Source organism: Enterococcus sp. 7F3_DIV0205 (genome assembly GCF_002141365.2).
GTDB lineage: Bacteria > Bacillota > Bacilli > Lactobacillales > Enterococcaceae > Enterococcus_L > Enterococcus_L palustris.
This window is the reverse complement of record NZ_CP147244.1, coordinates 796,521-818,007: the sequence shown is the minus strand read 5'-3', so window position 1 is coordinate 818,007 and position 21,487 is coordinate 796,521. Positions and strand designations below refer to the sequence as shown.

The following is a 21,487-nucleotide window of genomic DNA, read 5'->3' as shown; positions in this document are numbered from 1 at the left end:
TTGAAGCGACTATTGATACTAGAAGACGGAACCGTTTTTGAAGGAAAAGCATTTGGTGCAGAGGTCAATGTTGTTGGAGAAATCGTGTTTACAACAAGTATGACAGGCTATCAAGAAACGATCACTGACCAAAGTTTCAATGGTCAAATCATTACATTTACCTATCCAATGGTTGGGAATTATGGTGTCAATCGTGATGATTATGAATCAATCTCCCCAACTTGTAAGGGCGTAGTAGTAAAAGAGCATGCTCGACTTGCTTCGAATTGGCGTGCGCAAATGACGTTGGACGAATTTTTAAAAAGAAAAGGGATACCTGGAATTTCTGGCATTGATACTCGGGCATTAACAAGAAAACTTCGGTCGGTCGGAACGATGAAAGCTGGATTCATTGATGCTGATGATGATTTGACACACGAATTTGACCAATTGAAAGCAACTGTTTTGCCTAAAAATCAAGTGGCACAAGTTTCCACTACTAAGCCATATCCGAGTCCTGGAATTGGGCGCAATGTAGTAGTAGTTGACTTTGGCTTGAAACATAGTATTTTAAGAGAATTGTCGAAACGTCATTGTAACTTGACTGTATTACCTTACAACACAAGTGCTGAAACAATTTTAGAACTTTCTCCTGATGGTGTGATGTTGACAAATGGACCTGGAGATCCTAAAGATGTGCCAGAAGCAATTAAAATGATTCAAGAAATCCAAGGAAAAGTACCGATTTTCGGCATTTGCTTAGGGCATCAATTGTTTGCTTTAGCCAATGGAGCGGATACGTACAAAATGAAATTTGGTCATAGAGGCTTGAATCATCCAGTTCGAGAAATCGCAACTGGAAAAATCGATTTTACTTCACAAAATCATGGATATGCAGTAGATGAAAAAACTGTCGATCCTGAGAAATTGATGGTTACTCATGTGGAAGTAAATGACGGTTCAGTTGAAGGGGTGAGACATCGTCAATATCCAGCCTTCACAGTTCAGTATCATCCAGATGCTGCTCCTGGTCCGCATGATGGACTTCATTTGTTTGACGAGTTTATGGAATTAATGGATGCATGGAAGGAGCAAGACTAATGCCAAAAAGAACAGATATCAAGAAAATCATGGTCATCGGTTCAGGACCGATCATCATTGGTCAAGCTGCTGAATTTGATTACGCCGGTACTCAGGCTTGTCTTGCTTTGAAAGAAGAAGGCTATGAAGTTGTTTTGGTAAACTCAAACCCTGCTACAATCATGACAGATAAAGAAATTGCAGATCAAGTGTACATCGAGCCAATTACACTAGAATTTGTTTCTCGTATTGTACGAAAAGAGCGTCCTGATGCGTTACTTCCGACTTTAGGTGGACAAACAGGGCTGAATATGGCAATGGATCTTGCAGCATCAGGTATTTTGGACGAATTGAATGTAGAGTTATTAGGGACAAAACTAAATGCCATCGACCAAGCTGAGGACCGGGATTTATTTAAGCAATTGATGGAAGAATTAGAACAACCGATTCCTGAAAGTGAAATTGTAAATACAGTTGAACAAGCAGTAGCGTTTGCGAATACAATTGGTTACCCAATCATTGTTCGTCCAGCATTCACCTTAGGCGGAACAGGCGGTGGAATGTGCGATAATGAAGAAGAACTACGTATTATTGCTGAAAATGGGTTGAAGTTATCACCAGTGACTCAATGTCTGATTGAAAAAAGCATTGCGGGTTTTAAAGAAATAGAATATGAAGTGATGCGTGATTCTGCTGATAATGCAATCGTTGTTTGTAATATGGAAAATTTTGATCCTGTGGGAATTCATACAGGTGACTCGATTGTTTTTGCACCCAGCCAGACATTATCCGATCATGAATACCAAATGTTGCGTGATGCCTCTCTTAAAATCATTAGAGCATTGAAAATAGAAGGCGGCTGTAATGTTCAATTGGCTTTAGATCCTCATAGTTTCAATTATTATGTAATAGAAGTCAATCCACGTGTTTCCCGTTCGTCAGCGTTGGCGAGCAAAGCTACAGGGTATCCAATTGCTAAGCTGGCAGCCAAAATCGCTGTGGGACTTACCTTAGATGAAATGAAAAATCCAGTCACAGAAACAACTTATGCGGAATTTGAACCCGCCTTAGATTATGTTGTAGCTAAAATTCCCCGTTGGCCTTTTGATAAATTTGAAAAAGGTGAACGCCGTTTAGGAACTCAAATGAAAGCGACAGGGGAAGTTATGGCGATTGGTCGAAACATTGAAGAGTCCTTATTAAAAGCTGTCCGTTCACTTGAAATTGGCGCTTATCATAATGAGTTGAAGGAAATACAAGACGTTAGTGATGAATTATTGACTGAAAAAATTGTAAAAGCTCAAGATGATCGTTTATTTTACCTATCAGAGGCTATTCGAAGAGGGTTTACGATTGAAGATTTAGCTATGTTGACTAAAATCGATTTATTCTTTCTTGATAAATTGCTTCATATCGTTGAGTTGGAAACGTCCTTAGAGCAAAATATCAAGGATGTTGAGACATTGAAAGAAGCGAAACAGAATGGTTTTACCGATAAAAAAATTGCTGAGTTATGGCATATGAGTGAACAAGAGGTTGCTGATTACCGCCATGAACAAATGATTCTGCCAGTTTATAAAATGGTAGACACTTGTGCGGCCGAATTTGAGTCTCAAACACCTTATTTTTATAGCACCTATGAATTTGAAAATGAGAGTATTCGCTCTGAAAAACCATCAGTATTAGTTTTAGGTTCAGGTCCAATCAGAATCGGTCAAGGGGTCGAGTTTGACTATGCAACAGTTCATTCAGTCAAAGCAATTCAAGAAGCGGGTTTTGAAGCAATTATTATGAACAGTAATCCTGAAACTGTTTCAACAGATTTTTCAATTTCAGATAAACTTTATTTTGAACCTTTAACCTTAGAAGATGTCATGAATGTGATCGAACTTGAACAACCAACAGGCGTTATTGTTCAATTCGGCGGTCAAACAGCAATCAATTTAGCTGAGCCATTAGTAAAACAAGGTGTCAAGATTTTAGGAACGTCGATCGAGGATTTAGATCGAGCTGAAAATCGAGACTTATTTGAACAAGCCTTACAGGCCTTAGATATTCCGCAACCACCAGGAGATACTGCTACGAGTGCTGAAGAAGCTGTAGCGGTGGCAAATAAAATTGGTTATCCAGTATTGGTTCGCCCAAGCTATGTACTAGGTGGACGAGCGATGGAAATTGTGGAAAATCAAAGAGATTTAGAAGATTACATGCGCAACGCGGTAAAAGCTTCACCAGAACATCCAGTGTTAGTTGATCGCTATCTCTTGGGGAAAGAGTGTGAAGTTGATGCGATTTGTGACGGTCAAACGGTCTTGATACCAGGCATCATGGAACATATTGAACGTGCTGGTGTTCATTCGGGAGATTCGATGGCTGTTTATCCTCCGCAAACTTTGTCAAATGACATTCAACAGACAATTGCAGATTATACTAAAAAACTTGCAATCGGTTTAAATTGTATTGGTATGATGAATATCCAATTTGTAATCCATGAAGAGAAAGTTTATGTGATTGAAGTCAATCCACGAGCTAGTCGAACAGTCCCTTTTTTAAGCAAAATCACAGGAATTCCAATGGCTCAAATAGCAACGAAAGCTATTCTTGGTGAAAAATTAACGGATTTAGGCTATCAAAATGGTCTATATCCTGAGAGTCAGCAAGTACACATCAAAGCACCAGTGTTCTCTTTCACTAAACTTCAAAAAGTAGATACGTACTTGGGGCCTGAAATGAAATCAACTGGTGAAGTGATGGGTTCAGACTATAGTTTAGAAAAAGCATTATATAAGGCTTTTGAAGCTTCTGGACTTCATTTACCAAGTTTCGGAGCTGTCTTGTTTACAATTGCAGATGAAACAAAAGAAGAAGCGCTGGCTTTAGCAAAACGGTTCAATGAAATCGGTTATAGCTTGATTGCGACACAAGGTACTGCAAAATTTTTAACAGACAATGGTTTGTTGGTTAAAACAGTGCTTAAAATCAACCAAGGTGGAGAAACTGTACTTGATTTGATCCGAAGTGGTGAAGCTCAGGTTGTTGTGAATACGATGGATAAAAATCGTTCTGACCTAACTCAAGATGGATTTTTGATTCGTCGAGAAGCAGTAGAACATGGCGTTCCATTATTCACTTCATTAGACACAGCCGAAGCTATCTTAAAAGTTTTAGAATCACGAGCTTTTTCAACTCAGTCGATTTAAACTAAAGTGCTAGAGGCATAACACTACGAGTTATATGCTTGACTCAAGGAATCGCAATAAACGGTGGAAGCAGAAGCAACTCCTGTTAAAAGTAAGAGAGAATTCAAAAAAATTGAAAAGCACCGATTAGGAACCATTCAACATCAGAATTAAAAAATCCGTGTTTCTTGTCATTTTCGTGAATTCCCTCATATTTTTCGGAGTTAGACACTTCCGTCCACCCTCTTTTACTACAATAAAAGTTGCAAAGGAGCGGAATACATGAAACAGGAAATAATGACGATTACGTCTCAACAACAATTAGCACCTAGAATTTTCCAATTGACGTTAACGGGTGAGTTAGTCAATGAAATGGAAAAACCAGGTCAGTTTCTTCATATCAAAGTTCCACGAGCGGATATGCTTTTAAGAAGACCGATCAGCATCAATCAAATTAATAAAGAAGACAAAACCTGTACAATCATTTATCGCACAGAAGGAGATGGGACTAAAATCTTCTCGGAACTTTCTGCTGGAGATACTTTAGATGTGCTAGGACCTTTAGGAAATGGATTTGATGTTGATTGTCTGTCTAGCGGTCAAAAAGCGTATGTCATTGGCGGTGGGATCGGCATTCCGCCACTGTATGAATTATCGAAACAATTGAAGCAAAAAGGCATTGAAGTTGTCCATTTTCTCGGTTATGCGTCAAAAGAAGTTGCGTATTTTCAAGAAGAATTTATGGCTTTAAGTGACACACGATTTGCAACAGATGATGGTTCTTTTGGCGTAGAAGGAAATGTCGGTAACCTGATACTAGAAGCTATTAAAGAAGAGCAACCTGACGCAGTGTATGCTTGCGGTGCTAATGGCATGTTGAAAATGGTTGCCCAAGTTTTTTCTGAAAATCCGAACGTTTTTCTTTCTTTAGAACAACGGATGGCTTGTGGAATGGGCGCCTGTTACGCTTGTGTATGTCATGTACCAGATGATGAAACTGGAACGAAAAGTGTCAAAGTTTGTGATGAAGGGCCGATTTTTAGAGCCAGTGAGGTGGTTTTATGATGCAAAATTCGTTAGCGATCAGTATTCCTGGTTTAGAATTAAAAAACCCGATCATCCCAGCTAGTGGTTGTTTTGGGTTTGGTGAGGAATACGCTAAATATTATGATCTTAGTAAATTAGGTTCAATCATGGTCAAAGCAACAACACCCAAGGCGCGCTTTGGAAATGCAACCCCAAGAGTGGCAGAAACACCTAGCGGTATGCTAAATGCAATTGGTTTACAGAATCCAGGTTTAGATGTAGTGATGCAGACTAAACTTCCAGCTTTAGAGGCCTATGATTTACCAATTATTGCCAATGTTGCTGGGGCCTGTGAAGAAGATTACGTAGAAGTTTGTAGTAAAATTGGTGATGCTCCTAATGTTAAAGCAATCGAATTAAATATTTCGTGTCCAAATGTAAAACATGGCGGTATTGCCTTTGGGACTGATCCGGATGTTGCGTTTCAATTAACACAAGCTGTAAAAAAAGTGGCCAAAGTTCCGATTTATGTGAAACTTTCTCCCAACGTGACAGATATTGTGCCAGTTGCACAAGCAATCGAAGCAGGAGGTGCTGATGGCTTTTCGATGATCAATACACTACTAGGAATGCGAATCGATTTAAAAACTCGCCGTCCAGTCCTAGCCAATCAAACAGGAGGGTTATCAGGTCCTGCAATCAAGCCTGTTGCTATTCGATTGATTCATCAAGTTTCTCAAGTATCCAATCTGCCGATCATTGGTATGGGTGGTGTACAAACGGTAGATGATGTATTAGAAATGTTTATGGCAGGAGCAAGTGCTGTAGGAGTAGGAACGGCTAATTTTACAGATCCTTATATTTGTCCTAAATTGATCGATGCTTTGCCTAAAAGAATGGCTGAACTTGGTATTGAATCATTAGAGCAACTAATCAAAGATGTTAGGGAGGGAAAAAATCAATGAGTCAACGACCGATCATCGCTTTAGATTTTCCTTCAAAAATTGAAGTAGAAACCTTTTTAGACAAGTTTCCTAAGGAAGAGTCATTATTTGTAAAAGTTGGAATGGAACTATTTTATCAAGAAGGACCAGAAATAGTTCGTTGGTTAAAAGCATTGGGGCATTCTGTTTTTCTTGATTTGAAATTACATGACATTCCTAATACTGTTGAAAAATCAATGGTTGGTCTTGCAAAACTTGGTGTCGATATCACCAATGTACATGCAGCTGGCGGGATCAAAATGATGAAAGCGGCTATGGCAGGACTAAAAAAAGGGACGAGAAATGGTGCGAAGATTCCGATTTTGATTGCTGTAACACAACTTACTTCAACAAGTGAACAAGAAATGCAGCACGATCAATTGATTGAAGTTCCATTAAAAGATAGTGTGATTCATTATGCTAAGTGTACAGAGACAGCGGGGCTAGATGGGGTTGTTTGTTCTGCATTAGAAGCCCAAGACATCCATCAAGCAACGAGTGAGTCTTTTGTTTGTTTAACACCTGGTATACGCCCAAGCGGCAGCGAGGTAGGAGATCAACAACGTGTAGTGACACCAACAGATGCAAGAAAAATTGGTTCGACATATATTGTAGTAGGACGACCAATAACTCAAGCCAAAAAGCCATATGAAGCATATCTATCAATAAAAAATGAGTGGAATGGAGAAAATAAATGACCGAATTAGCTAAAAAAATTGCCAAGGATTTACTAGAAATTGAAGCAGTATTTTTAAGTCCAAATGAGCCTTTTACTTGGGCTAGCGGCCTTAAAAGTCCGATTTACTGTGATAACCGTATCACAATGAGTTATCCAGTTGTGCGTAAAGATATCGCTAAAGGATTAGCAGAAAAAATCAAAGAAACATATCCAGATGTGCAAGTTATTGCGGGAACAGCAACTGCGGGAATTCCTCATGCAGCTTGGGTTGCGGATATTTTAGATCTGCCAATGGTTTACATCAGAAGCAAAGCTAAAGAACATGGAAAAGGAAATCAAATCGAAGGTCGAATTTTTAAGGGGCAAAAAATGGTTGTGATCGAAGATCTGATTTCAACTGGCGGTAGCGTCCTTGAAGCAACAGACGCGGCAAAACGTGAAGGAGCAGACGTTTTGGGTGTCGCTGCAATATTTACCTATGAATTACCGAAAGGCAAAGAAAAATTTGCAGAGCAAAAGATGAACTTACTTACATTAACGAATTATTCAACTTTGATTGAAGCTGCTTTGGAATCGAATTATATCGAGGAAAATGATGTTACACTATTAAAAAACTGGAAACAAGATCCTGAAAATTGGTTAAATAAATAGTTAAAAATATAAAAGTGTAATTTTTGATAGGAATCAAAAGTTATACTTTTTTATTGATAGATGGCTGTATTCAGGTGTGTTATACTTTGATAAAATACAAAGCAGCGGTTGAAAATTGACTGTTTATAGTAATTAGTATAAAGTTATTTAAACAATAAAATCAAAAGGTGGGGTTTGATGAAAAATATTCGAAATATGGACGTAGAATGGGGATATGAAGGTGAGCTTGGTCCTGAACATTGGCACACGCTTTGTGATTGGTTTTCAACCGGCGCGAAATATCCTTATCAATCGCCAATCAATTTGTCAAAAAACTTAATCAATGGAGACTCTACGAATAGAGAGATTGATTTTTTTTATAAAACAGAAGAATTTACTGAAAAAGAATTTAAAAACACGTTTCATTTCATTCCACCAAATACAGAAAGCTATGTGGTTTTTGAAGATGAAAAATATTATTTAACAGATATTCACTTTCACACACCAAGTGAGCATACATTTGATGGAGAACATGCTCCGCTGGAATTCCATCTTGTTCACATGAATAATTCTGGTGATAATTTAGTTGTGGGTTGCTTATTTACGATTACAAAAGATGACAATAGGTTTTCAAAAAATCAAACCACACTGGAATGGAATTCGGAAACCCATCAACAATGGTTTAATCCTTCGATCTTTTTGCCAGAACAAAAATCACATTTTCATTATTTAGGTTCATTAACGACACCACCAACAAAAGGACCTGTTCATTGGTTTGTTTTCGATTCTATTCAGAAAATGGATCAAGATTTTTTTGAGCGGATCGATGAAGGCATGCTACCATTTAATAATCGCCCAGTCCAAGCGTTGAATGGACGTAAAATCTATTTTTCTGAATAAGACGGAGGGCATCTATGAATATTCAACAGATGAAATACGTTGTAGCTGTTGCAAACAATGGTAGTTTTAGAGAAGCTGCAAAAAAACTTTTTATCACACAACCAAGTCTTTCTAACGGTATTCGTGAATTGGAAGAAGAAATCGGTGTAACTTTATTTATTCGTACCAATAAAGGTGCTTCATTGACTGAAGAAGGGTTGACCTTTTTAGAACATGCGGAAAAAATTTTGACCCAAATGGAAATAATTGAAAATCGTTATCAAGAAGTGACGAAGAGTGAACGTTTTTCGATTTCATCTCAGCATTATGATTTCTTAGGAGAAGTAATGGGCAAAGTCATCCAACAATTCAAAGACCAGTATAAAAATTTTCGGGTTTTTGAAACAACAACTCTAAAAGTGATCGAAGATGTAAAAAGTTATCACAGTGAACTGGGAATCATTTATTTAAATAGTCAAAATCAATCTGGAATCGAACGATATTTAGAACAAGCAAATTTAACATACGAGGTTGTTGGAAGCTTTAAAACCCATATTTTTCTTGGCAAAAACCACCCTTTAGCGAAACAAAAGGAGATAGAGTTAGAACAACTATGCTGCTATCCTCAAGTTCGATTTACACAAGAAGGGAGTAATTTTGCTTATTTTTCAGAAGATTTAATTGAAAATCAGGAGCAAGAAACAGTGATCTATACAAATGATCGAGGGACGTTGATGAATTTACTTGTAGAGACAGATGCGTATGCATCAGGATCGGGTGTAGTGACTGGATTTACGAAAAAAGAAATTAGGTTAGTCCCTTTAGCAGAAAGTACGAATAACAAAATCTGTGTCCTTTATCAAAAAAATCGTACCATCAGTACAATTGGGCAATTTTTTATGAAAGAATTAAAGCAACTGTTTTGAAATACACAAAGATTTTGTCTAGGCATAGGGAGTAGCTTACAACCTTCTAAGTTGAGTGAATAAGAGAACTATAGTGTTTTATAGGACAATAAAGAGATCAGAAAAAGGAGAGCATCAAGTGAAAAGGAATAAAGTTGGGAAAACTTTCATTATTTTAGGGTTAGGTCTTCTCTTAACAAGTTGTGCTACAGTTGAAAAAAATAGTAAACAAGTGACAAATACAGAAAAAACTGAACAGAAAAAAGCCCCTGCAAAATCAAAAAATGAATCATCCACTAAAGCTAGTAGTGAGGATGAGATTGAAGAAATCATTGAGACTGAAAATGGTACTTTTTCTGTTTCCTTGCCTGATGGCTGGGTAGAAATAGACCCAACGGAATTAAACGATGATGCAGATGTTGGGTTAGAGCATGAAGACAAAATGATGTATGTTGCTGTTTTAAGTGAATCAAAAGAAGACTACGATGGTTTTGAAGGATTTAAAGAAGTGACAGAATTTCCGGTAGAGGTCGAAGAAGAGACAGAAAAACCGATTGATCTTAACGGCTGGAAAGGAACTCGTCGTTTAATGACCGCTAAGATGGATGGTCTTAGATTCTACTATGTGTATGATCTAGTGGAATCAGATGCAGGACATTATGCTCAGAGAATGGCTTGGACAATGAACAGCAAAAAGAAAAAATATGGTAAAGAGTTGGAAAATATGTTGGATTCTATAAAAGATGTAACAAATTAATCCTATTGTTATATAAGAAGGAGGTTGGGGTGTGACTTTTAGAGTTATATCCCAACCTCCGTTCTTTCAACTATTTTTTGTTTCTTTAACAAAACGATTTAGTAACTGATTCACGGCTTCCATTTCTTTTTGCGTACCAATCGAAATGCGTAAATAATTGTTCAGCCGTTTTATTTTTGGAAAGTAACGAACAAAGATATTGTGTGCTTCCAAGTAAAGATAAAGCTCCTTTATTATCAAATCAGGATGCGTTATCAGCACAAAATTTGTTTTGGAAACCAATGAGGAAAAACCTGATTTTTCAATATTTTTCGAAAACCAATCTCTCGTTTCACAAATGTCTTTAGTTATTCCTGCATAATACGCTTCATCTTCGACAGCAGCAGTAGCTAGATCTTCCGCTAACATATCAACAGAATAGGGATTAAATGATGACTTGATATTTTCTGCAATTTGAATATACGCTGGATTGCCAATGGCATAACCAACTCGTAACCCTGCTAAAGAATTTGCTTTTGAAAAGGTTCGAATAATAATCAGATTTGGGTATCTATCTAAAAGTGAGATGGCAGACTGACCAGCAAAGTCAATGTACGCTTCATCGATGATCACGATAACGTCTTGATTGTCCTTTAATAAATGTTCGATTTCTTCAAGAGGTTTGAACAAACCTGTAGGTGCATTTGGATTGGCTATGATGATACCGCCGTTTAGTTGTGTATAGTCTTCCTCGACTAGCTCAAAATTATTGTTTAGCGGCACCTCTTTGAATGGAATTTGAAATAAATCAGCCCAAACTTTATAAAAGCCATAAGTAATATCTGGAAACAAAATAGGATCAGAGCTATTGAAAAAAGCGAGAAAGCAAAAAGCTAAGACTTCATCTGAACCATTACCAATTAAAAAGTGATCAGGAGATAGATTATGTTTCGCACTTAAAGCCTTTTTTAAAGAGAGGTTATCAATGGAACTATATCGTTTCAATCGTTCAACATCGAATTTTTTTAAACTCTCTGCTACTTTTGGAGAAGGTGGATAGGGATTTTCATTGGTGTTTAACTTGATCATATCAGAATAATTCGGTTGTTCTCCCGGAACATAGGGTGTGATTTTTCTAATGCCTTTCATCTGGTTCTCTCCCTTCATTTCACTTAACTATAAAGAAGAGAAGAAAGTTTCGCAAGAGGAAAATGTGAATTTGGGGAGAAAAAATCTAAAATTGAAATACAAATTTCATTTTAGGCTGACTTGTGCTATGATAGTTCCATTAAGAAAAATACAAAATGAGAGCACAACTATTTTAATTATCGTCGATTTGGCGATTAGATAAGAGGGGATGGTTTGATGGATTTAACAAAAAGATTTAACAAGCAAGTAGGAAAAATCGCTGTTTCGATGATTCGCCAATTTGATGAGCAGGTGACAGATATCGAAGGGATCATAAAACTTACTTTAGGAGAACCAGATTTTAATACCCCTGAACATGTAAAAACAGCTGCCCATGATGCGATCAATGCTAACTTTTCGCATTATTCAGGCATGGCAGGATTGACGGATGTCCGTGAAGCAGCTACATTTTTTATGAAAGAAAAATATGGTGTCAGCTATCAACCAGCTTCTGAAGTTTTGGTAACAGTAGGAGCCACTGAGGCGATTTCAGCTAGTTTATTATCTATTTTGGAACCTGGTGATAAAGTCTTGATGCCTGCCCCAATCTACCCTGGATACGAACCTGTAATTACATTGGCTCAAGCAGAACCTATTTATATTGATACGACCTCAAACCATTTTGTGTTGACACCTGCAATGATTGAAGCAGCGATGTTAGAGCATGGTGATCAAGTCAAAGCAATTATTTTAAACTATCCAAGTAACCCAACTGGCGTAACGTACAACCGTGAAGAAGTTCAAGCAATTGCAACTGTATTGAAAAAGTATCCGATTTTCGTAATCAGTGATGAGATATACAGTGAATTGACATACGAAGATCAACATGTATCAATCGCTGAGTTTATTCCTGAACAAACGATTTTGATTAATGGTTTATCAAAGTCACATGCAATGACTGGTTGGAGGATTGGCTTTATTTTTGGTCCAGAGAAATTAATTGCCGAAATAATCAAAGTACATCAATATTTGGTTACAGCTGCGTCTACCATTTCTCAAAAAGCTGCGGTCAGAGCATTAGTTGAAGGGATGAACGATGCTGCAGTGATGAAAGAAGAATACCGTGAACGTCGAGATTTTGTTTACGAACAAATGACTTCTTTTGGTTTTGAAGTTGCTCGACCTAATGGAGCATTTTACATTTTTGCTAAAATTCCTTCTGGGTACGAACAAGATTCGATGAAATTTTGTGTGGATTTAGCTCAGCAACAAGCAGTAGCAATTATTCCAGGAGTTGCATTTGGTAAAGAAGCACAAGGGTACGTTCGAATTAGCTATGCAGCTGATATGGCTACCTTAAAAGAAGCAATGAGAAGAATAGGAACATATATTAAAACGAACAGTTAAGCGAGCAATCGCCTAACTGTTTTTTGCCTAAACAAAACCTTTACATTCCTTTACTCGTTATTTACAAAACGTTGAAACAGAATTAACACTACCTTGTTAAACTAAGCTTGTAACTAATTGAAAAGGACGTGTAAGAATGAAGAAACGTTTATTATCGGCAGTTGTATTAAGTGTAGGGCTTTTAATCGCAGGGTGTGGCAATCAAGGAGCTACAACTAGCGAGAGTACTAATAAATCTAAAGAGAGCAGTAATAGTAATCAACCCGTTAAAATTGTAGCAGTTGGTTCAACCGCTTTGCAGCCTCTAGTAGATGCGGCAAAAGATCAGTTCATATCTGAACATCCTAATTATACGATTTCAGTCCAAGGAGGAGGTAGTGGAACAGGACTATCTCAAGTCTCTGATGGCGCTGTAACAATTGGAAATTCAGATGTTTTTGCCGAAGAAAAATCAGGTGTTGATGCGTCGAAACTTGTTGATCATCGCGTAGCAGTTGTTGGCATGGGGCCTGTAGTCAATAAAGAAGTTGGTGTCAAGGATATCAGCAAGCAAGAATTGATCGATATTTTTACTGGAAAAACTAAAAATTGGAAAGACCTAGGCGGTAAGGATCAAGAAATCGCTGTTATCAATCGTCCAAGTGGCAGTGGTACGCGGGCAACTTTTGAAAAGTGGGGACTTGACGGCGCAACGGCTGTTCAGTCACAAGAACAAGACTCTTCAGGAACAGTTCGTCAAATCGTTGCACAAACACCAGGTGCAATCAGTTATCTTGCCTTTTCTTATATGGATGACTCAACGTTAGCATTGAGTATTGACGATGTAAAACCAACAGAAGAAAATGTAGCGGATAATTCTTGGAAAATCTGGTCTTACGAACATATGTATACAAAAGGCGAGCCAGATGCTGATGTAAAACCTTTCTTAGACTTTATGTTGACAGATGATGTTCAAGAAGGTGTTGTGAAAGAGTTGGGCTACTTACCAATGACTTCGATGAAAGTTGAACGAGATGTATCAGGAACAATCACCAAAAAGTAAATTCTTCCCCTAAAATAAAACAGCAGGTGAGATTCGTTTTACGACCAGCTGCTGTTTTATTTTATTTATTTTTAGGTAGCTTTACTATAAATGTTGATCCTAGTCCCAAGTGACTTTCGATCATAACCGTACCACCTAATAATTCAGTATAATTATGCACGATCGACAAGCCTAATCCAGTTCCGCCAGAATGGCGACTGCGTGCTTTGTCGACTCGGTAAAACCGTTCAAAGATTCGCTCTTGATCCTCTAAACTAATACCGATCCCCATATCTTTCACTATATAAAAGAATGTATCTGAAAAACCAAAATCAATTGTGATCGTTCCATTTGATTGGGAATATTGAATCGCATTTTCAATCAAATTTTTCACGATCGGATAAAAAAGTTCATACTTTGTTGTATAGGTTATTGTCTCGTTACCAAGTATTTCAATCGTTAGATTCTTTTCTTTGATTGCTTTTCGATAGGAGCGTAGAATTTCTTGAGTAAAAGAGAATAAGGAAACTTCTTGGTCATCATATGAAATATTCTTTCCATCACGAGAAAGCTGTAGAATTTCTTGAATCAATTGTTGCAGACGCAACGCATCTTTTTGCATAATCTCTAAAAATTGTGATAAGGTTTCAGGATCATCTTTAGCACCATCCAATAGAGTTTCAGTAAAGCCTAAAAGGGACGTAACAGGAGTTTTTAATTCGTGTGAGACATTACTAACAAAGTCTTTTTGGATTTTTTCTAATTGTCTAACACGGGTTAAATCATAAGCAATTCCTAGCACTTGGTAATTATTGCCATCTTCTTCTATAAATCTTAAAGAGATATCCAGAATTTTTTCATTCAATGATTCGGTTAGCTTGATTTCTTGATGTATTGAGCTTTTTTCTGTAATAACTTGATGTATTAAATGAATCAGAGCAGGTTCGTTGATTACTTCAAAGTAATCTTTCCCTGTATCTTTTTCAGCAATCATTAAAATATCCAGCATTTTAGGATTGATCAGCTGTAATTTTCCATCAACATCAATCATAAACACACCAATCATCAATTCGTCTAATAAAGCATGAAATTGCTCTTCAGTAGATGTATAGGCTAAATAAGTTTGACTCATTTGTTGGCTCAAAAGGTTGACTGTTTGATACAGTTCATTCCATTCAGGAGAATCTTGAATGATTGAACGAGCTTCATCTGGGTATTTCACGATTTTTTTCAAAACAGGTAAAACAGTCACTAGTGGTTCATTTTTTTGATGTAATAATAAAAAAACAAATGCCGTAATAATCAAAAATAATAGCCCCAAAGTGAGTAAAATATACCGTTTAAATGATTGTATACTGTTAGAAAATTGTGTTGTTTCTTCTGACATGCGAAGGATACCTATTCGCTCACCCTCTTTATCGACGGGTAAAGCTAAATAAAGTAATTCTTCTTTTAAAGTAGTGCTTTTTCTTAATGCAGAACCAAAATCAGCACCTGAAAGAATAGCTTTTACTTCGGGACGAGTACTTCTGGATTCATGAAGCGTCGAATCTACACTGTCGTAAAAAATATCTCCTTTGGCAGTCATCAAAGTCAGTCGTTCATTTTTGTCTGTTGCATAATGTTCAATGATTTTTTTTTCCTGATCTGAAAACTTTTGAGTCAAAAATAAATTAGGAGAGAGTTGATCGAGAATCAGAGTTCCTTTTTTTTGTAAGTATTCTTCTTGTTGAGATAATAACTCTTTTTTAAAAAATGAGTTTGTTAAAAAAATACTGCCTACAAATAAGGCAAGCATCACGATCCCAACTAACCAATATTCAAGACGCTGACGTTTTCTCATTTTTTAGGCTCCTGAAAACGATAGCCGAATCCTCTAACTGTGACTAGATAGGCAGGCCGTTTTGGATCGATTTCAATTTTATCTCTCAAATGGCTAACATGTACATCGACGATACGGCTTTGACCAGCGAAATCATAGTTCCAAATTCGGTCCAGTAAAGTATCACGATCGATCACTCGATCTTTACGTTTCATAAAGTAAACAAGAAGCTCAAACTCTTTTGGGGTCAACTCAATTTTTTCACCACGCACGCTCACTTCATAATTCTGCTCATCCACAAGGATTTCTCCTAATGCCAAAGGCGCTTTAGCTGCTTCATTAAAATCTTCTGATTTAGTTGGCGCAGGTTTTAAGCGGCGGAAGATTGCTTTCATCCTGGCTAAAACTTCTCTAGGGCTAAAAGGCTTAGTTAGATAGTCATCTGCACCAATTTCCAATCCAATGATTTTATCCACTTGATCATCTTTAGCTGTCAATATCAAAATCGGTGTATCGATTTTTTCTCTGCGTAATGATTTTGTAATTTCCAAACCATCCATGTGCGGCAACATAACATCTAAAATAATAAAATCAAATTGATTGGAAAGAGCTAACTCATATCCAACTGCACCATCGACAGCTGTTGTCACCTTATAACCGTCTTTTTCTAAATTAAATGTCAACAACGTTACAATAGAAGGTTCGTCATCGACAACTAGTACTTTTTTCATCTGTTGGGCTCCTTTGAATACGAAATAATCACAAGGTTATTTTATCACAGATTCCTAGCTATCAAAAACTTTATGGAATGTTTGTAAAACTACTTTCAACGTCAAAGAAATGGTATAATAATAAAGATTGAAAAGAGGGAAGCAAATGATTGGAATTAGCGCATGCCTTGGTGGTATTTGCTGCCGCTATGATGGTCAGTCAAAAGAAATCACGGCTTTAAAGAAATTAGTAGAGAATGGTCAAGCAATACTTGTTTGTCCAGAAGTTTTGGGTGGCTTACCAATACCTCGGGAACCTGCTGAAATTAGTGGAGGAGATGGTTTTGACGTTTGGAATGCCAAAGCCAAAGTTCTTACTAAAACAGGAGAAGATATGACAGCTTTATTTAAACAAGGTGCAATTATCGCCTACCAAAAGTTAGTTGAAAAAGGTGTCACAACGATTATTTTGAAAGAAAATAGCCCATCGTGTGGAGGCAGTAACATTTATGATGGTACATTTTCTGGTGATCGTCGCAACGGGCCAGGTGTTGCAACAGCTTACTTCATATCCAAAGGCTTGGATGTAGTTTCAGAAAATGAGTGGCAAACAGTCATCAATGGTGAGGAATATCAATGACGGAAAATGGAGTACTAACATTATTTGATGAATAAAAGACAAAAAATGCAAGAAATCCATCTGAAAGGTTATAGGGATGAACTATCTTATTCCTAGTTATCGTCAGAATAATGATCAACAAGAAAGCATAGAATACTGCTTATCTAAAAAGGATTTTTGTGTAAATCCGCAAAGTTATTATGATCAATTGATTAAATCATTTGAAAAAAACGTGAAAATCAAATAAGAACTATTGACTAATCACTCTGAAATCGGTAACCTAAAAGGGATTGAAGATAGGAGTAAAAAAACTATGGAAATTGAAAAAACCAATCGAATGAACGCATTATTTGAATTTTACTCCACTTTGTTGACAGAAAAACAAATGAATTATATGGAGATGTACTATGCGGATGATTTCTCCTTAGGTGAAATAGCTGAGGAATACGATATCAGCCGTCAAGCAGTTTATGACAATATCAAGCGGACGGAAAAAATTTTAGAAGAATATGAAAAAAAACTTCATTTATTTTCTGATTATGTCGTTCGTGGAGAATTACTAGAAACACTAAAAAACTATGTAAACGAAACCTATCCGAAAGATACAACGATAGCCCATTATATAGAACAAATACAAGAAGTAGAGGAATGAGATTATGGCTTTTGAAAGTTTAACAGATCGCCTACAACAGGCAATGAGCAAATTACGTCGTAAAGGGAAAGTATCTGAAGCAGACGTAAAAGAAATGATGAGAGAGATACGCTTGGCATTGCTGGAAGCCGATGTAAATTTACAAGTGGTCAAAGATTTTACCAAACGTGTCCGTGAACGTGCAGTTGGTGTGGAAGTTCTTGAAAGTTTGTCGCCAGCGCAACAAATCGTTAAAATCGTTGATGAAGAATTAACCGCTACACTTGGAACCGAAACAGTTGGCTTGAACAAGTCAGAACGTATTCCAACTGTAATCATGATGGTTGGTTTACAAGGAGCTGGTAAAACAACGTTTGGTGGTAAATTGGCAAATCACTTAATCAAAAATGAAAATGCCCGTCCATTGATGATTGCAGCCGATGTATATCGTCCAGCGGCGATCGATCAGTTAAAGGTATTAGGTCAACAATTAGATGTACCTGTTTTTGATATGGGAACAGATGTTAGCCCTGTTGAAATTGTTCGTCAAGGTATGGAGTTAGCCAAAGAAAAGAAAAACGATTATGTTTTGATCGATACGGCAGGTCGTCTGCATGTCGATGAGGCGTTGATGGATGAATTAAAACAAATCAAAGAAGTAGCACAACCCGATGATATTTTACTTGTTGTCGATGCAATGACAGGGCAAGATGCGGTCAATGTTGCAGATAGTTTCAATCAGCAATTAGGAATCACAGGAGTTGTAATCACAAAACTTGATGGTGATACGCGTGGTGGTGCGGCACTTTCTATTCGTTCTGTCACTGGCGCACCAATCAAATTCATCGGTTCTGGTGAAAAACTAACAGACTTAGAAATTTTCCATCCAGATCGTATGTCCAGCCGTATTTTAGGTATGGGGGATATGCTGACCCTGATCGAAAAAGCCCAACAAGATTATGATGAGAAAAAAGCTGAAGAACTTGCAGTAAAAATGAAGGAAAATAGCTTTGATTTTAATGATTTTATTGAGCAGTTAGATCAAGTAATGGGGATGGGACCAATTGAAGATCTACTGAAAATGATTCCTGGAATGAATAATATGCCAGGGCTAGAAAACGTCAAAGTCGATCCAAAAGACGTAGCACGTAAAAAAGCCATGGTACTTTCAATGACACCAGCTGAACGAGAAAACCCGGACTTACTAAATCCAAGTCGCCGTCGGAGAATTGCCGCGGGTTCTGGTAATAACGTCGTTGAAGTTAACCGAATGATCAAACAATTCAAAGAATCTAAAAAAATGATGCAGCAAATGTCTAAAGGCAATATGGATATCCCGGGCATGGATCAAATGCTTGGTGGAGGTATCAAAGGTAAATTAGGAAAAATGGCTATGAATCGTATGGTGAAGAAAAGTAAGAAGAAGAAAAAGAAGAAAAAATAAAAAAAATGAAGCTACCTAAAGTCATTAAACCTTTAGGTAGCTTCATTTGCATATAAGAGAAATTATGATTCAATACGAAAATCATTTTTTAATTGTCTTTTATTGTTGACCCATTCATGAATTTCTTTTCTAAAAACAAGATAAATTCCAATCAAAGCGGTGATTGTCCCATAGAAAAGTAAGCTAGGGATCGGGGAGCTATCTGTTCCACCGAGATACAAACCGCCACTAAATACAAGAACTATTGGAATGTATACGATCATAGCAATGACGACAGGAATTTTAAGTCTATCAAATAAAAGATAGTTTCCTTTCTTTTCCAAACTAAGCGTGGGAAATAAGAAAGAACCAAAAATGATTAAAAACACCGACAATACAAGAGAGACTATAATGGGGACTGTAGAAACAGGATCTTTTGTTACGGTGTACACGAAAAATTTATTCATTACAACAATATCTGTTGTTGTATTCGTAAAATAGTACCATGCATTTGTGAGGCCAGTGATAAAAAATTCTAAAGAGGCGCAGAACCCAAATACAGTTAGCGGTCCTAAAATAATATTTCCAGTTACTAAACCAATAAAAGCTGAAATAAAGAAATAGCCGATACAAGTTATCCAACTAGCTAAAACATTTACAGCTAAATCTGTCATACTTATATTGACATACTCAGTTGGGATTCCAGTTGTAATAATGCTGACAAATAGAATTTTAGCCAGAAGTACACTGATTAAAATAGGGAAAGAAATCAATATAAGTTTTGAATAGTAAATTTTCCGTTTAGAAACACCTAATGAAAATAAAAATTCATTGAATGATGTTTTTAAATCAACGAAAAAGAGAAAGAATCCGATTATTGTAATAGCTGCGATCAATAGGAGCGGATTTTCATTGAAATACATAGTATAGTATGGTTGGTCAACGGAGACGGAGGTAATCAAATTTCCCTGTTCATCATATTCTTTCGTTTGATAAAACAAGCGCAATCCTTCTTTTTTATCTAATTTTTGTCGTTCTTCAAGTGACAATCCTTTAAAACTAGGATTATCTTCTTCGGACATTTCTTTTAAATTTGTGATATATTCCTCAGAGTTGTAATAATTGTTCATATCTTTCCAACGATTGACATCGCTAATACCCAAATAGCTATAAAACAATAGAATAGATAGACTGGCTACAATCAATGTAAGTCCGTATCGCTTTTTCAAAATAGTCATTAACTGTTTATTCATAACGTTTCTCCTTGTAAAGAGTCATTTGTTTTTTCATTTGCAAGGTTTACTTCAAAGACATCTTCTAATGTTAGTGGTAGTTCTTCAAATAAAATAGGCTCCTCTGCTTGAATCAATATTCTTAATTCTTCTGTATAATCTTCAAAAATAGCTGTAACAACACGCCCTTGAAAGTGAAGTAATCTACTGTTTTCTTTAACGAATTGAGGGACTTTCTTCGTTTTAAAAACCATTTGGATTTTTCGAGCACTTTCTCTTAGCGATTCCAAGTGATAATCAAGCTGAATTTGATTTTTTTTCAAAATCAATGCTCGATCGATAATACTCTCTAGTTCATTTAAATTGTGAGAAGAGATGATAATTGAGCGACTATTTTCACTGACGTCATCTAAAAGAATTCCTAATACGTTCTTTTTGACAATGATATCTAATCCATCTAGAGGTTCATCCAATAAAACATAATCAGCATTAGAACAAATAGCTAAAATCATTTTATAAAGCCCCTGCATACCTTTTGACATCGAACGATAGTTGAAACGGGGGTTTAGATTGTTTTTCTTTGTTAAGGCTAAATATTTTTCTTTGTTAAAACCTGCATATGCATTTTGGTAGAAAGTGAGGATTTTCTTTAATGTATAGCCGGAAAGAAAATTATATTGTTCATCAATATAAAAGATTTTTTGCTTGAGTAATTTATTTTTTTGAAGATCTTCTTGATCGATGAGGATCTGACCTTGATCTAACTCATAGTGACCGGCAATTGATCTGAAAAAGGTTGTTTTACCAGAACCATTTCGTCCAATCAACCCTGTGATTTCCCCTTGGTTGAATGTCAAGTTTATATCCTTTAGAATAACTTGTCGATCGATCTTTTTTTCTAAATTTTCTATTTTCATGTTTACTCTCCCTTCAATTCTTGATAACTTTCATCTAACCATTGAGTCATTTCATTTTTAGGAACGTTTAAATAATTTGCTTCAATAACTAAATCAGTAAACTTTTTTTTGATTTTTTCGATCTGATATTCGTCTCGAAGATCTGTATCAATTTTTTTTACATAGGTGCCTTTCCCTTTAACGGTTATGATAACTTCTTGTGCTTCTAATAGTTTGTAAGCCTTACTGACTGTATTAGGATTCATCATAAGCTGTCGGGCCATTTCTCTAACGGAAGGAAGACGGTCACCAGATTGTAGTAAACCGCTTAAGATATCTTCTTTGATTCCTAACATTAGTTGTTCGTAATAAGGTTTACTACTAGCTTTATTAATAGAAACCATAAATTTCTCCTTTCAACAAAAGGTGTTTGTTGTGTACTAGTATACATAGTACAGTTTGGTTTGTAAACATTTTTTTCTAACTTTTGCTAGAATGAAGATATGTTATAAAAAAATTAAG

At 36.5% G+C, this 21,487-nt stretch carries 21 protein-coding genes; 15 read left to right on the top strand and 6 right to left on the bottom strand.

Annotation, left to right across the window (positions count from 1 at the left end):
• The 9 genes from A5821_RS03790 (at nucleotide 1) to A5821_RS03750 (ending at nucleotide 10,097) form a co-directional block, all read left to right on the top strand.
• On the top strand, nucleotides 1–1,080 hold the full coding sequence (locus tag A5821_RS03790; protein ID WP_086313228.1) for a carbamoyl phosphate synthase small subunit: 1,080 nt from the start codon (nucleotides 1–3) through the stop codon (nucleotides 1,078–1,080).
• Nucleotides 1,080–4,259 carry a carbamoyl-phosphate synthase large subunit gene (gene carB / locus A5821_RS03785; protein WP_086313226.1) on the top strand — a complete coding sequence of 1,060 codons (3,180 nt, stop codon included), beginning with the start codon at nucleotides 1,080–1,082 and terminating at the stop codon, nucleotides 4,257–4,259. Before A5821_RS03790 ends, carB begins: the two co-directional genes overlap by 1 nt.
• Before the next feature lie 261 nt (nucleotides 4,260–4,520).
• On the top strand, nucleotides 4,521–5,303 hold the full coding sequence (locus A5821_RS03780; RefSeq protein ID WP_086313224.1) for a dihydroorotate dehydrogenase electron transfer subunit: 783 nt from the start codon (nucleotides 4,521–4,523) through the stop codon (nucleotides 5,301–5,303).
• Complete coding sequence (locus tag A5821_RS03775; RefSeq protein ID WP_086313222.1) at nucleotides 5,300–6,229, top strand: dihydroorotate dehydrogenase; 930 nt, start codon at nucleotides 5,300–5,302, stop codon at nucleotides 6,227–6,229. Before A5821_RS03780 ends, A5821_RS03775 begins: the two co-directional genes overlap by 4 nt.
• Nucleotides 6,226–6,945 carry an orotidine-5'-phosphate decarboxylase gene (pyrF, locus tag A5821_RS03770; RefSeq protein WP_086313220.1) on the top strand — a complete coding sequence of 240 codons (720 nt, stop codon included), beginning with the start codon at nucleotides 6,226–6,228 and terminating at the stop codon, nucleotides 6,943–6,945. Before A5821_RS03775 ends, pyrF begins: the two co-directional genes overlap by 4 nt.
• Nucleotides 6,942–7,577: an orotate phosphoribosyltransferase gene (gene pyrE / locus A5821_RS03765; protein WP_086313218.1), complete on the top strand. Its 636-nt coding sequence runs from the start codon at nucleotides 6,942–6,944 to the stop codon at nucleotides 7,575–7,577. The genes pyrF and pyrE overlap by 4 nt, the downstream gene beginning before the upstream one ends.
• Nucleotides 7,578–7,754: 177 nt before the next feature.
• On the top strand, nucleotides 7,755–8,456 hold the full coding sequence (locus A5821_RS03760; RefSeq protein ID WP_086313216.1) for a carbonic anhydrase: 702 nt from the start codon (nucleotides 7,755–7,757) through the stop codon (nucleotides 8,454–8,456).
• A gap of 14 nt (nucleotides 8,457–8,470) precedes the next feature.
• Nucleotides 8,471–9,361, top strand: a complete 891-nt coding sequence (locus tag A5821_RS03755; protein WP_086313214.1) for a LysR family transcriptional regulator — start codon at nucleotides 8,471–8,473, stop codon at nucleotides 9,359–9,361.
• A 118-nt stretch (nucleotides 9,362–9,479) separates the two neighbouring features.
• Nucleotides 9,480–10,097: a hypothetical protein gene (locus tag A5821_RS03750; protein ID WP_086313212.1), complete on the top strand. Its 618-nt coding sequence runs from the start codon at nucleotides 9,480–9,482 to the stop codon at nucleotides 10,095–10,097.
• Between the two features lie 66 nt (nucleotides 10,098–10,163).
• On the opposite strand, the gene hisC is transcribed toward A5821_RS03750, so the two are convergent.
• Entirely contained in the window at nucleotides 10,164–11,225 is a 1,062-nt protein-coding gene (hisC, locus tag A5821_RS03745; RefSeq protein WP_086313210.1) for a histidinol-phosphate transaminase, read from the bottom strand.
• Between the two features lie 216 nt (nucleotides 11,226–11,441).
• Between hisC and A5821_RS03740 the strand changes: the two genes are divergently transcribed.
• Both A5821_RS03740 and A5821_RS03735 read left to right on the top strand, forming a co-directional pair.
• Nucleotides 11,442–12,611 carry a pyridoxal phosphate-dependent aminotransferase gene (locus A5821_RS03740; RefSeq protein ID WP_086313206.1) on the top strand — a complete coding sequence of 390 codons (1,170 nt, stop codon included), beginning with the start codon at nucleotides 11,442–11,444 and terminating at the stop codon, nucleotides 12,609–12,611.
• A gap of 136 nt (nucleotides 12,612–12,747) precedes the next feature.
• Nucleotides 12,748–13,653, top strand: a complete 906-nt coding sequence (locus A5821_RS03735) for a phosphate ABC transporter substrate-binding protein PstS family protein (RefSeq protein ID WP_086313205.1) — start codon at nucleotides 12,748–12,750, stop codon at nucleotides 13,651–13,653.
• Between the two features lie 61 nt (nucleotides 13,654–13,714).
• Here the strand turns inward: A5821_RS03735 and A5821_RS03730 are convergent, their stop codons facing one another.
• Both A5821_RS03730 and A5821_RS03725 read right to left on the bottom strand, forming a co-directional pair.
• On the bottom strand, nucleotides 13,715–15,475 hold the full coding sequence (locus A5821_RS03730) for a sensor histidine kinase (RefSeq protein WP_086313203.1): 1,761 nt from the start codon (nucleotides 15,473–15,475) through the stop codon (nucleotides 13,715–13,717).
• Entirely contained in the window at nucleotides 15,472–16,185 is a 714-nt protein-coding gene (locus tag A5821_RS03725; protein ID WP_086313202.1) for a response regulator transcription factor, read from the bottom strand. Before A5821_RS03725 ends, A5821_RS03730 begins: the two co-directional genes overlap by 4 nt.
• A 145-nt stretch (nucleotides 16,186–16,330) precedes the next feature.
• Between A5821_RS03725 and A5821_RS03720 the strand changes: the two genes are divergently transcribed.
• From A5821_RS03720 to ffh, 4 genes are all read left to right on the top strand, one after another.
• A complete protein-coding gene (locus A5821_RS03720; protein WP_086313201.1) occupies nucleotides 16,331–16,804 on the top strand; it encodes a DUF523 domain-containing protein in 474 nt (157 codons plus the stop codon).
• Between the two features lie 76 nt (nucleotides 16,805–16,880).
• Nucleotides 16,881–17,030, top strand: coding sequence for a hypothetical protein (locus tag A5821_RS03715; protein ID WP_170922950.1), 150 nt, complete (start codon nucleotides 16,881–16,883; stop codon nucleotides 17,028–17,030).
• A gap of 66 nt (nucleotides 17,031–17,096) precedes the next feature.
• Complete coding sequence (locus tag A5821_RS03710) at nucleotides 17,097–17,435, top strand: putative DNA-binding protein (RefSeq protein WP_086313199.1); 339 nt, start codon at nucleotides 17,097–17,099, stop codon at nucleotides 17,433–17,435.
• A 4-nt stretch (nucleotides 17,436–17,439) separates the two neighbouring features.
• Complete coding sequence (gene ffh, locus A5821_RS03705; RefSeq protein ID WP_086313197.1) at nucleotides 17,440–18,858, top strand: signal recognition particle protein; 1,419 nt, start codon at nucleotides 17,440–17,442, stop codon at nucleotides 18,856–18,858.
• A gap of 62 nt (nucleotides 18,859–18,920) precedes the next feature.
• On the opposite strand, the gene A5821_RS03700 is transcribed toward ffh, so the two are convergent.
• The 3 genes from A5821_RS03700 to A5821_RS03690 are packed head-to-tail and all read right to left on the bottom strand — an operon-like array spanning nucleotide 18,921 to nucleotide 21,369.
• Nucleotides 18,921–20,090 (bottom strand): ABC transporter permease, encoded by a 1,170-nt coding sequence (locus A5821_RS03700; RefSeq protein WP_086313196.1) that lies wholly within the window; start codon nucleotides 20,088–20,090, stop codon nucleotides 18,921–18,923.
• Nucleotides 20,087–20,986 carry an ABC transporter ATP-binding protein gene (locus tag A5821_RS03695; RefSeq protein ID WP_086313194.1) on the bottom strand — a complete coding sequence of 300 codons (900 nt, stop codon included), beginning with the start codon at nucleotides 20,984–20,986 and terminating at the stop codon, nucleotides 20,087–20,089. Before A5821_RS03695 ends, A5821_RS03700 begins: the two co-directional genes overlap by 4 nt.
• A gap of 2 nt (nucleotides 20,987–20,988) precedes the next feature.
• Complete coding sequence (locus A5821_RS03690) at nucleotides 20,989–21,369, bottom strand: GntR family transcriptional regulator (RefSeq protein ID WP_086313192.1); 381 nt, start codon at nucleotides 21,367–21,369, stop codon at nucleotides 20,989–20,991.
• Nucleotides 21,370–21,487: the final 118 nt, after the last annotated feature.

Excerpts from the sequence above, each read along its gene's own strand:
- carB (WP_086313226.1), top strand. The coding sequence starts at position 1,080 with ATGCCAAAAAGAACAGATATCAAGAAAATCATGGTCATCGGTTCAGGA.
- A5821_RS03780 (WP_086313224.1), top strand. The coding sequence starts at position 4,521 with ATGAAACAGGAAATAATGACGATTACGTCTCAACAACAATTAGCACCT.
- A5821_RS03775 (WP_086313222.1), top strand. The coding sequence starts at position 5,300 with ATGATGCAAAATTCGTTAGCGATCAGTATTCCTGGTTTAGAATTAAAA.
- pyrF (WP_086313220.1), top strand. The coding sequence starts at position 6,226 with ATGAGTCAACGACCGATCATCGCTTTAGATTTTCCTTCAAAAATTGAA.
- pyrE (WP_086313218.1), top strand. The coding sequence starts at position 6,942 with ATGACCGAATTAGCTAAAAAAATTGCCAAGGATTTACTAGAAATTGAA.
- A5821_RS03760 (WP_086313216.1), top strand. The coding sequence starts at position 7,755 with ATGAAAAATATTCGAAATATGGACGTAGAATGGGGATATGAAGGTGAG.
- A5821_RS03755 (WP_086313214.1), top strand. The coding sequence starts at position 8,471 with ATGAATATTCAACAGATGAAATACGTTGTAGCTGTTGCAAACAATGGT.
- hisC (WP_086313210.1), bottom strand. The coding sequence starts at position 11,225 with ATGAAAGGCATTAGAAAAATCACACCCTATGTTCCGGGAGAACAACCG.
- A5821_RS03740 (WP_086313206.1), top strand. The coding sequence starts at position 11,442 with ATGGATTTAACAAAAAGATTTAACAAGCAAGTAGGAAAAATCGCTGTT.
- A5821_RS03735 (WP_086313205.1), top strand. The coding sequence starts at position 12,748 with ATGAAGAAACGTTTATTATCGGCAGTTGTATTAAGTGTAGGGCTTTTA.
- A5821_RS03730 (WP_086313203.1), bottom strand. The coding sequence starts at position 15,475 with ATGAGAAAACGTCAGCGTCTTGAATATTGGTTAGTTGGGATCGTGATG.
- A5821_RS03725 (WP_086313202.1), bottom strand. The coding sequence starts at position 16,185 with ATGAAAAAAGTACTAGTTGTCGATGACGAACCTTCTATTGTAACGTTG.
- A5821_RS03720 (WP_086313201.1), top strand. The coding sequence starts at position 16,331 with ATGATTGGAATTAGCGCATGCCTTGGTGGTATTTGCTGCCGCTATGAT.
- A5821_RS03715 (WP_170922950.1), top strand. The coding sequence starts at position 16,881 with ATGAACTATCTTATTCCTAGTTATCGTCAGAATAATGATCAACAAGAA.
- A5821_RS03710 (WP_086313199.1), top strand. The coding sequence starts at position 17,097 with ATGGAAATTGAAAAAACCAATCGAATGAACGCATTATTTGAATTTTAC.
- ffh (WP_086313197.1), top strand. The coding sequence starts at position 17,440 with ATGGCTTTTGAAAGTTTAACAGATCGCCTACAACAGGCAATGAGCAAA.
- A5821_RS03700 (WP_086313196.1), bottom strand. The coding sequence starts at position 20,090 with ATGAATAAACAGTTAATGACTATTTTGAAAAAGCGATACGGACTTACA.
- A5821_RS03695 (WP_086313194.1), bottom strand. The coding sequence starts at position 20,986 with ATGAAAATAGAAAATTTAGAAAAAAAGATCGATCGACAAGTTATTCTA.
- A5821_RS03690 (WP_086313192.1), bottom strand. The coding sequence starts at position 21,369 with ATGGTTTCTATTAATAAAGCTAGTAGTAAACCTTATTACGAACAACTA.